The organism is Bradyrhizobium sp. USDA 327, from assembly GCF_041262065.1.
GTDB classification, from domain to species: domain Bacteria; phylum Pseudomonadota; class Alphaproteobacteria; order Rhizobiales; family Xanthobacteraceae; genus Bradyrhizobium; species Bradyrhizobium liaoningense.
Genome location: NZ_JBGCCW010000001.1, coordinates 6,020,001 through 6,033,211, shown reverse-complemented (window position 1 = coordinate 6,033,211; position 13,211 = coordinate 6,020,001). Strand labels below are relative to the sequence as shown.

6 protein-coding genes, 2 tRNA genes and 2 rRNA genes (1 of these 10 only partly in view) are annotated in these 13,211 nt (G+C 62.3%); 6 read left to right on the top strand and 4 right to left on the bottom strand.

Translation table 11 applies throughout. The annotated features are described in order from the left end of the window. Positions 1-205: 205 nt before the first annotated feature. A complete protein-coding gene (locus ABIA42_RS28505) occupies positions 206-865 on the top strand; it encodes a TIGR02594 family protein (RefSeq protein WP_370118895.1) in 660 nt (219 codons plus the stop codon). 125 nt (positions 866-990) lie between these two features. On the opposite strand, the gene ABIA42_RS28500 is transcribed toward ABIA42_RS28505, so the two are convergent. Further along, on the bottom strand, positions 991-1,779 hold the full coding sequence (locus tag ABIA42_RS28500; RefSeq protein ID WP_370118898.1) for an MOSC domain-containing protein: 789 nt from the start codon (positions 1,777-1,779) through the stop codon (positions 991-993). A 241-nt stretch (positions 1,780-2,020) separates the two neighbouring features. On the opposite strand from ABIA42_RS28500, the gene clpB reads away from it, so the two are divergent. After that, positions 2,021-4,660, top strand: a complete 2,640-nt coding sequence (gene clpB / locus ABIA42_RS28495) for an ATP-dependent chaperone ClpB (RefSeq protein ID WP_271531601.1) — start codon at positions 2,021-2,023, stop codon at positions 4,658-4,660. A 160-nt stretch (positions 4,661-4,820) separates the two neighbouring features. Here the strand turns inward: clpB and ABIA42_RS28490 are convergent, their stop codons facing one another. The 3 genes from ABIA42_RS28490 to ABIA42_RS28480 all read right to left on the bottom strand — a co-directional run bounded on the left by ABIA42_RS28490 (position 4,821) and on the right by ABIA42_RS28480 (position 9,009). After that, on the bottom strand, positions 4,821-5,087 hold the full coding sequence (locus tag ABIA42_RS28490) for a hypothetical protein (RefSeq protein WP_028178879.1): 267 nt from the start codon (positions 5,085-5,087) through the stop codon (positions 4,821-4,823). Positions 5,088-5,160: 73 nt separating this feature from the next. Next, on the bottom strand, positions 5,161-6,792 hold the full coding sequence (locus ABIA42_RS28485) for a hypothetical protein (RefSeq protein ID WP_370118900.1): 1,632 nt from the start codon (positions 6,790-6,792) through the stop codon (positions 5,161-5,163). Between the two features lie 153 nt (positions 6,793-6,945). Beyond that, positions 6,946-9,009, bottom strand: coding sequence for a M23 family metallopeptidase (locus ABIA42_RS28480; protein WP_370143679.1), 2,064 nt, complete (start codon positions 9,007-9,009; stop codon positions 6,946-6,948). 990 nt (positions 9,010-9,999) lie between these two features. On the opposite strand from ABIA42_RS28480, the gene ABIA42_RS28475 reads away from it, so the two are divergent. From ABIA42_RS28475 to ABIA42_RS28460, 4 genes are all read left to right on the top strand, one after another. Then, a 16S ribosomal RNA gene (locus ABIA42_RS28475) occupies positions 10,000-11,488 on the top strand. Positions 11,489-11,679: 191 nt separating this feature from the next. Further along, positions 11,680-11,756 (top strand) — tRNA-Ile (locus tag ABIA42_RS28470). Between the two features lie 33 nt (positions 11,757-11,789). Then, a tRNA-Ala gene (locus ABIA42_RS28465) sits at positions 11,790-11,865 on the top strand. A 403-nt stretch (positions 11,866-12,268) separates the two neighbouring features. Beyond that, positions 12,269-13,211: ribosomal RNA gene (locus ABIA42_RS28460) — 23S ribosomal RNA — on the top strand; it runs 1,903 nt beyond the window's last position. The 16S and 23S rRNA genes sit together here with 2 tRNA genes alongside, the layout of an rRNA operon.

Sequence of the window (13,211 nt, the reverse complement as noted above, 5' to 3'; positions counted from 1 at the left end):
CCCTCTGTCAAGCCGCCTTTGCAGGATCGCAGTTAACGCTGTTGTCCGCAATGCGGCAGCATCGGAGCAGCACCGACACAAAATCATCGCAGCTATTCGCCGACGCGGTGTCTTTTTCTCGCCACATCGGGCGGCTTAACGGCCTGACCTATGTCGGCCACTTCACCGGCCGATCGGAAAGTAGGGGTGTAACGAAGGATGAAGAATGGTTGAGTTGTTTGCGTTCCGCCTGTCGCGTTGTGTTGTCGCGCTGGCGTTCTTCTTTGCGGCGGTCGCCGCGTTCGTTTCTCCGGCCTCGGCACGGCCGCATCATCGTCATAGCGCAGAGCGGCACGCTTACGTGCACCACGCCAGACATCATCATCACCGCCATCATGCACGCAGCTCGCGCTTCGAGCGCAGCGCGGCGCAGTTGCAGGCGGGCGGCTTCGCCAACACCCAGGCGAGCTATGATCCGAATGCCAATGCCGGCGGCATGGCCAACTACGGAATGGCGAACAACGCCATGAGCGGTGGCGGATCGGGCCTCGTGTCCGAGGCGCGCCGCTATCTCGGCGGCAATCCGACCGGACGCGGCAGCCTGTGGTGCGCGCGCTTCATGAACATGGTGCTCGAGCAGACCGGCCATCGTGGCACCGGCTCGGACATGGCGAACTCGTTCGCGCATTACGGCACGCGCGTCTCCGGTCCGCAGGTCGGCGCCATCGCGGTGATGTCGCGCGGCCGCCGGGGCGGCCATGTCGGAATCATCACCGGCATCGACGCGCAGGGCAATCCGATCATGATCTCCGGCAACAGCGGCAACCGCGTCCGCGAAGCGCCGGTCTCGCGCGGCCGGATCTATGCGTATGTGATGCCGAATTGAGGAGTGACGGCGCCGTAGGGTGGGCAAAGGCGCGAAGCGCCGTGCCCACCGGCGGTCCGTCGCGGTTCGCTAGCGGGAATGGTGGGCACGCTTACGCTTTGCCCACCCTACGGCAGCGTGCCTCGTCACACCAATCTCGGCTGTTCCACCGCGACCGCATCGCCAATGCCGATCTCGCCACTTTGGATCACCTCGGCATAGATGCCGCAATCCATGTGGCCGAGATGGCGCGAGAGCGTGGGCGGGATTTCGAGATCGCGCTTGGCGGTTTCAGGATCGACATTGGTGGCGGGGCAGCGGACGATGCGCTTGATCACCTTCAGCCGGGCTGGCCCGACCGCAAGTGTCTGGCCGACCAGCTCGAGCTCCGACCAGGCCGGCCAGCCCTTGACGTAGAGATTGGCGCGGAAGCGCAGGGGGTGCACGGCGGCGCCGCCGAGCATGGTCTCGATCGCGCGGACGCTGCCGAGATTGATGATGGAGACGACCTTGCGGGCGACATCGGAGAAGCTGTGGTCGCGGCCGGACAGAACCTTGGGCGGGCCCTTCAACTCCGGCTGAAAGTTCTCGCTGAAATAGGCCTCAATGGCGGCGCGCCCGGCGGCGGTCTCGAGATCGCCGCTGGCGACGATTTGGCCGTCCTTGCGGATGGTCAACAGATTGGTGGCGTCGTCGAACCGGCTGTCGAGCTCGGCCAGCCGCTCATTGCGCGCGAGCATCAGAAACTGGATCTTCGGCTTCCACTCGGGCGCATCAGGGTCGAACCCGCTCGGGCCGTTCTCGATGGCGTAGCGGCGGTCGGCTGGCAGGGTCTGGCCGACCCGCAAAGCGACGCGCGACAGGTGTTCCGGCGTCAGGCCCTTGATCGGGTAGCGATAGAGGCCGGTGATCTCGGCAGTGTGGCTGGCTGTCATGCCGCTACTTAAGGGATTCGGCCCGCCAGCGCCAAGCCCGCCCAGGAGCGCACGAATTTGTGAACTCGCCTCTTCCGCATCCGCAATCTGCTTCCCACATCTGCCGCAGGCCGGCGGCAACGTCGGCAAAAAGACGGCCGTTCCCGCTTGAGAAACCTCAATGCGGTGAGCGGAAACCCAATGAAGATGCCGTATTGGGGTGCCTGAGAGGGCCCCAAGGGCAGGCCGAGGGACAGAAAAGATGAACATCGAGAAGTATACCGAACGCTCCAGGGGCTTCATCCAGTCTGCGCAGTCGCTCGCGATGCGCGAGGGCCACCAGCAGTTTTCCACCCTGCATCTCCTGAAAGTCCTCTTGGACGACAATGAGGGGCTCGCTGCCGGCCTGATCGACCGCGCTGGCGGCAATTCCCGCGCAATTCTGAAGGCGACCGAGGACGCCCTCGGCAAGGTGCCGAAGGTTTCCGGCGGTGGTGCCGGCCAGATCTACCTGGCGCCCGAACTCGCCCGCACCTTCGATGCCGCCGAAAAGGCCGGTGAGAAGGCCGGCGACAGTTTCGTCACCGTGGAGCGGCTGCTGCTCGGCCTCACGCTGGAGAAGACCAGCGAGGCCGGCACGATCCTGAACAAGGGCGGCGTCACCCCGCAAAACCTCAATGCGGCGATCGAGGCGCTGCGCAAGGGGCGGACCGCGGATTCGGCGACCGCCGAGAACGCGTATGACGCGCTGAAGAAATATGCCCGCGACCTGACCCAGGCCGCGCGTGACGGCAAGCTCGATCCGGTGATCGGCCGCGACGAGGAGATCCGTCGTACCATCCAGGTGCTCTCGCGCCGGACCAAGAACAACCCCGTCCTGATCGGCGAGCCCGGCGTCGGCAAGACCGCGATCGCGGAAGGGTTGGCGCTGCGCATCGTCAACGGCGACGTGCCGGAGAGCCTCAAGGACAAGAAGCTGCTCTCGCTCGACCTGGGCGCACTGATCGCCGGCGCAAAATATCGCGGCGAGTTCGAGGAGCGGCTGAAGGCCGTGCTCCAGGAAGTGACCGGGAGCGAGGGTAGCTTCATCCTGTTCATCGACGAGATGCACACGCTGATCGGCGCCGGCAAGGGTGACGGCGCGATGGACGCCTCCAACCTGCTCAAGCCTGCGCTCGCCCGCGGCGAGCTGCACTGCATCGGCGCGACCACGCTCGACGAGTATCAGAAGCACGTCGAGAAGGACGCCGCGCTGGCGCGGCGCTTCCAGCCGATCTTCGTCAGCGAGCCCTCGGTCGAGGATACCATCTCGATCCTGCGCGGCTTGAAGGACAAATACGAGCAGCACCATGGCGTGCGGATCACCGATTCCGCGCTCGTCGCCGCCACGACCCTGTCCAACCGCTACATCACCGACCGCTTCCTGCCTGACAAGGCGATCGACCTCATGGACGAGGCCGCGGCGCGGCTGAAGATGCAGGTCGATTCCAAGCCGGAAGAGCTGGATTCGCTCGACCGCGAGATCATCCGGCTCAAGATCGAGCAGGAAGCGTTGAAGAAGGAAAGCGATCCCGGCTCCAAGACCCGGCTGCAGACCCTGGAGAAGGATCTTGCCGACCTCGAGGAGAAGTCTGCTGGGCTGACGGCGCGCTGGAGCGCGGAGAAGAACAAGCTCTCCGATGCGCAGAAGCTGAAGGCCGAGCTCGACGGCTTGCGTGTCGAGCTCGCCAACGCGCAGCGGCGCGGCGAATTCCAGAAGGCCGGCGAGTTGGCCTACGGCCGGATCCCGGAGCTCGAGAAGAAGCTCGCGGACATCGAGGCCAAGGAGAACTCCGGCGAGATGATGGAGGAGGCGGTCACCGCCAACCACATCGCGCAGGTGGTCTCGCGCTGGACCGGCGTGCCCGTCGACAAGATGCTGGAAGGCGAGAAGGAGAAGCTCCTCAAGATGGAGGAGCAGCTCGGCAAGCGTGTCGTCGGGCAGGCCGAGGCCGTGCGTGCGGTCGCGACCGCCGTGCGCCGCTCGCGCGCAGGGTTGCAGGACCCGAACCGGCCGACCGGCTCGTTCATGTTCCTAGGGCCCACCGGCGTCGGCAAGACCGAGCTGACCAAGGCGCTGGCGGAATACCTGTTCAACGACGAGACCGCGATGGTCCGCCTCGACATGTCTGAATACATGGAGAAGCACTCGGTCTCGCGGCTGATCGGCGCGCCTCCGGGTTATGTCGGCTATGACGAGGGCGGTGCGCTCACCGAAGCGGTGCGGCGCCGGCCATATCAAGTCGTGCTGTTCGACGAGATCGAGAAGGCGCATCCCGACGTCTTCAACGTCCTGTTGCAGGTGCTCGACGACGGCCGCCTGACCGACGGTCAGGGCCGCACCGTCGACTTCCGCAACACGCTGATCATCATGACCTCGAATCTCGGTTCGGAGTTTTTGGTGAACCAGCCGGAGGGCGAGGACACCTCGGCCGTGCGCGAGCAGGTGATGGGAATGGTGAGGGCGCACTTCCGCCCCGAATTCCTCAACCGCGTCGACGAGATCATCCTGTTCCACCGCTTGCAGAAGAGCGAGATGGGCCGGATCGTCGAGATCCAGTTCACGCGGCTCCAGAAGCTGCTGACCGATCGCAAGATCGTGCTGACGCTCGATGCTGCGGGCCGCGATTGGCTCGCCGCCAAGGGCTGGGATCCCGCCTATGGCGCAAGGCCGCTGAAGCGGGTGATCCAGCGCCACCTCCAGGACCCGCTCGCCGAGATGATCCTCGCCGGCGACGTCAAGGACGGCGACACGGTTGCGATCTCGTCCGAAGGCAACGTGCTGACCTTCAACGGCAAGGCGCCGCGAACCGCCGAGATCACCCAGTTCGAGGCGCCGGTGACGAAGCGGAAATTGAACTGAGCGCTGGCGCTCGTCGCCTGAAAGGATAAGCCGCCCTGGAGAGAGCAATCTCTCCGGGGCGTTTTGCTCTGTCGATTTGCGCGTTGGGCGCGCTCCCTCTCCCGCTTGCTTGCGGGAGAGGTCGATGGCGCCGAGCGATTCAACGTGAAGCCATCCTGTTCTAACCGACAGCAGACCCGGAGCCCGGTTCGGCCGGTCCAACCTCCTCGTCGTCCTCTTCCAGCTCGGACAGGATGTCCACCAGCTCGCGCACCCGGCCCTGCGCCAGCGGGCGCAAGTCGTTGATCATGGGCTCGTCATTGGCGAGCCAGGCCTGGGCTTCGGCGAGTTCCTCGACTGTCGCGCCGGTTCCGATGATCTGGGCAATGGTGACGTCGTCGGCCCGGTCCACGGCCTTGACGACATCGTCGCGTGAGAGGCGCGTCATGGGCGATCCTCCTGCTGGTCGGCTTCCGTCAGCTAACCGGAAATCCGCCTGCGGGTTCCGCGGCCAGCGAACGCTACTTCTTCACCACCTTGTAGATAGCGTTCTCGACGTCCGAGCTGAAGTAGACGACACCCGTTGCGCCGACCGCGACGCCTGTCGGAATGTGCGTCGGCAGGCCGCCGGGCGCGCCTGTCAGGCCGATCGGGAGGTTGGCGGCGATCTCGGTGACCCTGCCGCTGTCCGGCGCGATCTCGATCAGCCGTTTGGCGCCGACCTCCGCCACGATCAGCTGGCCGGAGGGGCCCCGTGCGATGCCTTCGGGCATTTTCAGGTCCTTGGCGATCACGGTCTTTTCGCCGTTCTTGTCGATCCGGGAGACGGCGCCGGCGAAGGCTTCGGTGACATAGACCTCGCCGCCTGGTCCACCGACGAGCCCGACCGGGCCCTCGAGGTCGCCGATCAGCGTGGTGCGATCCTTGCCGTGCTCACCGCTCACCTTGACCAGCGATTTGGAGCCGAGCTCGGCCACGAGAATGCTGCCGTCCGCGAGCACGACCGCGTCATGCGGCGCCTTGAAGCCATGCAGCATGTCGCGCGTTGCGCCGGTCTTGCCGTCGATCACCTGCACGGTGCCGGTGAACCAGCTCGACAGGACCACGTCGTTGCCCTTCGCCGTCGCGCTCATCGGATATTCGAGCGAGACGCCGGCGGCGTGCATGCGCGTCTTTTCGGTGACCTCGCCGGTCGCACCGTCCACCGTGCGATAGGCGAACACGTCGGCGACGTGGATCGTGTCCTTGCCGTTCTCCGAGGTGACGCCGATGCCGCCGGGCAAAGCGAGCTTGCCGATGATGATCTGCTTGGCCTGGCCGGTCGCCGGGTCGACCTCCTGGATGCCGTTGTCGGCCATGTTGGAGACGTAGATGCGGTCCTTGTCGTCGATGGCGAGATTGTCCAGCGATGGCTTCAGCTGGGCGACCATGGTCTTGGCACCCGATTTGGGATCGACCCGGACGAGCTGGCCGAGCGCGGTGTCGACCACGAAGAGATTCCCCTTGGAATCGAGGTTCACGGCGGCCGGGACCTTGAAGCCGTCGGCAACGACGGTCAGCTCGGCCTTGTCGACGTCGACTTTCGCGACCTGGCCCTTGAACCAGAGCGGACCGTAGAGCTTGTCGTCGGGACCGAACTCGAAGCCGTTGAGGCCGCCCATTTTCTCCATGATCTGGCGCGGCGGTTTGACGCCCTCGACGTCGATCTCGTAGAGCGCGTCGCCGAGGAAGACGGTGGTGGCGTACAGCCTGCCGTCCTTGCGGAAGGCGAGCGAGTTGATGCCGGGAAGGCCGGAAGCAAGCTTCCTGATCGGGCCGTCGCCCTTGCGCGCATAGAGATCGCCGGCGAGGAATCCGGTCCAGGCCATGGTGCCGTCGGGCGCGAACGCGATGTCATCGGCCATTCCGACCGGTGCCGGGATTGCAACCTTGGCGCTACTGCCCGCCATGTCGACCTCGTAGAGCGTCGCGCCCGCGACGCTGCCGGCAAACAGATGGCCGGCCTTGTCGACAGCGAGCCCGTGCACGCCGTGGAATGCCGAGCCCGGCACGAGCTTGGTGACCTCCCAAGTTGCCGGCAAGGTCTCAGCCGATAGGCTCGTGGCGGATAACAGCGCAGCGATCAAGGCTGCGCAGGCGAGCCTGTTGTTCATGGCGAGACCTCCCGTTTTTTGGGAAGTATTCGCTCCTCATGCCGCTTTGGCAAACGAAACTTGACGTTGTAACGCCGCAAAGCGGCCTCGGACGACGACGTCGAATTCGGATCGTGCTTGCAGATATCCCGACGGGCCGGCCATATTCCCGACTTAGCGGTTGGTGACCTGCAGCGGTCCGCCGGTGGCGTCCGACATGCGGGCGATGGCGCCGCCGCGGCCGCTCATCATGCCGTCGAGCCGGTCGCGCTCCTTCTCGAAGCTGGCCAGCATCGGGCCTTCCAGCGAACGGCCGCGCGGCAGCTTCACGCGCATCGGGTCGACGAAGCGGCCGTTGACCAGGATCTCGTAATGGACGTGCGGGCCGGTCGACAGGCCCGACGAGCCGACGAAGCCGATCACCTGGCCCTGCCGTACCTTCTTGCCGGGCTCCATGCCCTTGGCGAAGGCCGACATATGGCCGTAGGCGGTCTCGTAGCCGTTGGCGTGCTTGATGCGGATGTACTTGCCATAGCCGCCCTCGGGGCCGGCCTTCTCGATCATGCCGTTGCCGGAGGCGAAGATCGGCGTGCCGTAGGCGGTGGACCAGTCGACGCCGGTATGCATCTTCACGTAGCCCAGGATCGGGTGGCGGCGGCCGCCGAAGCCCGAGCGCATGATGGCGTTGTTGACGGGCTTCCTGACCAGGAACTTCTTCGCGCTCTTGCCGGTCTCGTCGTAGTAGTCGACGACGCCGTCGTCGGGGCTCTGGTAGCGGTAGTATTTCTTGGTCTCGCCGCCGACGGTGAGGGAGGCGAACAGCACCTCGTTCTTTTCGCTCGACGTCACGCCTTCGTCCTCGCCGGCGTAGAACACGTCGAAGGAATCCCCGGGCTGCACCTTGCGCTGGAAATCGACGTCGTAAGAGTAGATCTTGATCATGTCCTCGATGACGGGCATCGGGACCTTGTTGCGCATCGCCGTCTCGTAGATGCTCTGGTACAGCCGCACGCCGCTGCCGTCATCCTCGTCGTCGTCTTCGCTGTTGGCGTTGGCCGCGGCGTCGGCGACGGTGTTCATGCTGGAGACGTCGACCGCAACGTACTTGCCGAGATCGGACAGCGCCGCGATCGCCTCCACCACGGTATCGTTTGCAACCACGACGCGATAGGGCTGGAGCCGGGCGCCGGGGCTTGAGGGCGCCATCAGGATGCGGAGTTTCTCGCCTTCTTTGAGGCCGCCGTCGCGGCCGCGCGGGCCGAGCGTTGCGGTGATCGCCTTGATCTCGTCAGCCGTCGCGCCGAGATCGCGCAGCACGGAGCCGACGCTGTCGCCCTTCTTGACCAGATGGACGCGCTCCCCGTTGGGATTGCCGCCGGTGATCTGCTCCTTGGTCTTGGGCAGCAGCGTGACGTTCTCCGGCACCACGCGCGTCTCGAAACCGGCATAGGGATCGGACGACGACGCCTCGGCGGCGTAGGCCATCTTGATGTCGGACGGGCCGGTCGTGCCGGAGACGTCGGCTGTGGCATTGGCGAGCGAGGCGTAGCGCACCCCGCCATTGCCGCGCCAGTTGGCGGCATCGCGGACCCGCATCAGGATGTCGTCGAGCGCCACCACCGCGGAAATCTTGGCCTTCGGCAGCACCGACGACAGGTCCTTGGTGACGAAGGACACCTCCGCGTCGGGCTCGACGGCTTCCGGATTGTTGGGATCGTCGGACGCCGTCTTCGGATCGGAGCCGACATCGGTGAGCAGGCGCTGGGCGTTGAACGGCGGGATCTTCGCCGACAGGTCGCTCGTCGTCATCGAGAGGTTGCCGGCGATCCGGACGAAGGGGCGAACCCGCATCACGTCACGGTTGCCGACGCGGGCGACCGTCGAGACGCGCATGATGTTGCGCGAGGCGGTGGATTCGCTCGGCGGCGGCAGCCGGTCGCTCTTGTGCAGCGTGGCGGCGCGATCGGCGGCGCCGAACGCTCCGCGCAAGGCGCCTTCGACCCGCTCCGGTACCTTGGCGAAGGTCATCTCGCCGTCGAGCGATGCGAAAACGGCGCCGCCGATCAGGGCCGCGCCGCAGAGTCCGGTCAGAATTGTCCCGCTGAACCATTGCACCGAGACGCGGCGGCGGTCGATCACGGCGGCTTCAGACCCATCGACGGACAGCGGCGGCTCGTGGCCGAGATCGATGATCCCGGTCTCACGCCCGTAGGTGCCGCGTGACGTCCTGTGGCTCAACCCAAGTCCCCCAATCAACGACCCAAGAAAGCCCGCTTCGAACCTTGTCCCTGGCCGCCCTCTTGAACGGGGATCGCCGGAAAAGGCAAGCCGCACAGGCGCCCGCGCTCAGAAAGCCCCGGAACAGGGCCGGCCGAAATTACGAACAACTGGACGGATGAAGCTCTCTCGATGTCTTTCGAACGTCGAAGGAAGGCCGCGTCATCTGCAAGATGCCTTCCCCTGACCCCATGAAAATCGCCGGCAGCCCCCACGGCATCCCCGCGATTCAAGCTCGTCTCTTACCAGAACGCCGCGGGATTGTGGCTCAAGTACGGCGCCAAATATGGAAAAAACTTCCTCAAGAAGCCGGCGCGAGGGGCTTCCCCGGAGCGGCGCTGCAAGCCGCCTCTGGAGCCCCTCCGGAGCCCCCAGGGCCGCAAACTTTTTTTCAGTTTTTTCTTCGCGCGGGGTCGGCGCGCCCGCTCTGCGTCCCGCTAACGGTCTGTAATCGTGTGGTTTTTTCCGACGATCCACTGTGCGACGATTTGTTGACGATGGGCGTTGACAATCCCGATCGGTGGGGACTATAACCCCAACCACTGAGCGCGGCGCCGCCGGGTCACTGACCAAGGCGAGCGAACGCGCCACTGATGCTCCTCACCTTGTTGAGTGACACAACAATCGACACCAGTCGGTTGGAGTCATTTTTCGTCGGTAAGGGTATCGGAACCCTTCCACTCTGGAAGGTTGGGGCCTCCGCGGTCCCGGGCTGTTTGACAAGTGAAGATGAAGAAAGAGAAACGTGGACGGCGGAGTCCTTGCGGGTCTCGCTTCTGAGAAGCCTCGGCTTTTCTGATCGAGACCGGACGAAAGACTTCGGCGGTACACGTTTAAAGGTTACACCATCGTTGCCAGCGATGTGAATCGCGGGCAGCTCGTCGACTTCGGTCGGCGAAAAATGGTGGGACCTCGTCAAACGTTGTGATCAGCCGGTTCAAAGTTCAAGTCCAACTTGAGAGTTTGATCCTGGCTCAGAGCGAACGCTGGCGGCAGGCTTAACACATGCAAGTCGAGCGGGCGTAGCAATACGTCAGCGGCAGACGGGTGAGTAACGCGTGGGAACGTACCTTTTGGTTCGGAACAACACAGGGAAACTTGTGCTAATACCGGATAAGCCCTTACGGGGAAAGATTTATCGCCGAAAGATCGGCCCGCGTCTGATTAGCTAGTTGGTGAGGTAATGGCTCACCAAGGCGACGATCAGTAGCTGGTCTGAGAGGATGATCAGCCACATTGGGACTGAGACACGGCCCAAACTCCTACGGGAGGCAGCAGTGGGGAATATTGGACAATGGGGGCAACCCTGATCCAGCCATGCCGCGTGAGTGATGAAGGCCCTAGGGTTGTAAAGCTCTTTTGTGCGGGAAGATAATGACGGTACCGCAAGAATAAGCCCCGGCTAACTTCGTGCCAGCAGCCGCGGTAATACGAAGGGGGCTAGCGTTGCTCGGAATCACTGGGCGTAAAGGGTGCGTAGGCGGGTCTTTAAGTCAGGGGTGAAATCCTGGAGCTCAACTCCAGAACTGCCTTTGATACTGAAGATCTTGAGTTCGGGAGAGGTGAGTGGAACTGCGAGTGTAGAGGTGAAATTCGTAGATATTCGCAAGAACACCAGTGGCGAAGGCGGCTCACTGGCCCGATACTGACGCTGAGGCACGAAAGCGTGGGGAGCAAACAGGATTAGATACCCTGGTAGTCCACGCCGTAAACGATGAATGCCAGCCGTTAGTGGGTTTACTCACTAGTGGCGCAGCTAACGCTTTAAGCATTCCGCCTGGGGAGTACGGTCGCAAGATTAAAACTCAAAGGAATTGACGGGGGCCCGCACAAGCGGTGGAGCATGTGGTTTAATTCGACGCAACGCGCAGAACCTTACCAGCCCTTGACATGTCCAGGACCGGTCGCAGAGATGTGACCCTCTCTTCGGAGCCTGGAACACAGGTGCTGCATGGCTGTCGTCAGCTCGTGTCGTGAGATGTTGGGTTAAGTCCCGCAACGAGCGCAACCCCCGTCCTTAGTTGCTACCATTTAGTTGAGCACTCTAAGGAGACTGCCGGTGATAAGCCGCGAGGAAGGTGGGGATGACGTCAAGTCCTCATGGCCCTTACGGGCTGGGCTACACACGTGCTACAATGGCGGTGACAATGGGATGCTAAGGGGCGACCCTTCGCAAATCTCAAAAAGCCGTCTCAGTTCGGATTGGGCTCTGCAACTCGAGCCCATGAAGTTGGAATCGCTAGTAATCGTGGATCAGCACGCCACGGTGAATACGTTCCCGGGCCTTGTACACACCGCCCGTCACACCATGGGAGTTGGTTTTACCTGAAGACGGTGCGCTAACCCGCAAGGGAGGCAGCCGGCCACGGTAGGGTCAGCGACTGGGGTGAAGTCGTAACAAGGTAGCCGTAGGGGAACCTGCGGCTGGATCACCTCCTTTCTAAGGATGATCCTTCAGCGAGCTCACGCTCACTATCGGATCGTTTTAGAAACATCAGTGGCCAACAGATCGCCAGATCGTTGAGCTGCATTGGCGGGATTTCGCCGTCTTCGTTTCTCTTTCTTCGCGGACGAACACGCGCTGGGGCTGCAGGCTTGCAGATCCCTGGTCCTTGACTGGATATGCGTTAGGGGCTTGTAGCTCAGTTGGTTAGAGCGCGCGCTTGATAAGCGTGAGGTCGGAAGTTCAAGTCTTCCCAGGCCCACCACTTTCATCGAGTGTGCATTCGTCTTCTGGTTACGGGGCCATAGCTCAGCTGGGAGAGCGCGTGCTTTGCAAGCATGAGGTCGTCGGTTCGATCCCGTCTGGCTCCACCAGATGGTTTGATCACCGAGATCCTGTGCCGTCGTCCGCGAAACATCACTTCGCACTTGCTAGTCCGGATGGACAGTAAGCTGCGTGATTTCTGACATCGTAAAGAGGAGATCGATCCGAGTTGGATCGTGCGGAGAATATCTGCGCGAGACTTCATTATCTCCGGATCATTTCGGCGCTCGCGCGCCTTTCAGTGTAGCTCACAAGGCTGCGTCTGAGAGATGAGCGAGTTGTAAATGATCCTTTTAGCGAAGCTTGACCGCCTCGCTATCGGAACGATCTTACGAAGCAAGCTGGTCTTTCTAGTCAATGTCCGGCTGCAGATAGCGTTCATCGAGGGCGCGTGCCGCAAGGTAATTCTGCAGACAACATTCTGCCGAGTGTGTGGACATTGATAATGAGAGCAATCAAGTGCCTTAAGGGTGTTCGGTGGATGCCTTGGCGCTGAGAGGCGATGAAGGACGTGCTACGCTGCGATAAGCCGTGGGGAGCTGCGAAGAAGCTTTGATCCGCGGATTTCCGAATGGGGAAACCCACCTTCGATAGCCGGAACTCCAAGACCTCAGGTTTTGGGGTTTGACCAGAAATGATCGGGACCATGACCGCGAGGTTTTGGATTTCCGGTTATCAAGAGAAGGTATGAGACTTCTGAATACATAGGAGGTTTCAAGCAAACCCAGGGAACTGAAACATCTAAGTACCTGGAGGAAAGGACATCAACAGAGACTCCGTTAGTAGTGGCGAGCGAACGCGGACCAGGCCAGTGATACATCAAAGACAATCGGAACCAGTCAGGAAAGCTGGGCCTCAGAGGGTGATAGCCCCGTACGAGTAATGCGATGATGTATCCACGAGTAAGGCGGGACACGTGCAATCCTGTCTGAACACGGGGGGACCACCCTCCAAGCCTAAGTACTCCTCAGCGACCGATAGCGAACTAGTACCGTGAGGGAAAGGTGAAAAGCACCCCGACGAGGGGAGTGAAATAGACCTGAAACCGGACACCTACAAACAGATGGAGCTCAAGATTCGTTCTGGGTGACATCGTACCTTTTGTATTATGGGCCAGCGACTTAATTTAACGAGCAAGCTTAAGCCGATAGGCGAAGGCGTAGCGAAAGCGAGTCTGAATAGGGCGCCAAGTTCGTTGTATTAGACCCGAAACCTAGTGATCTAGCCATGAGCAGGTTGAAGGTGAGGTAACACTCACTGGAGGACCGAACGGGTGCCTGTTGAAAAAGGCTCCGATGACTTGTGGTTAGGGGTGAAAGGCCAATCAAACTGGGAAATAGCTGGTTCTCCGCGAAAGATATTTAGGTATCGCCTCGGATGAATACCTCAGGGGGTA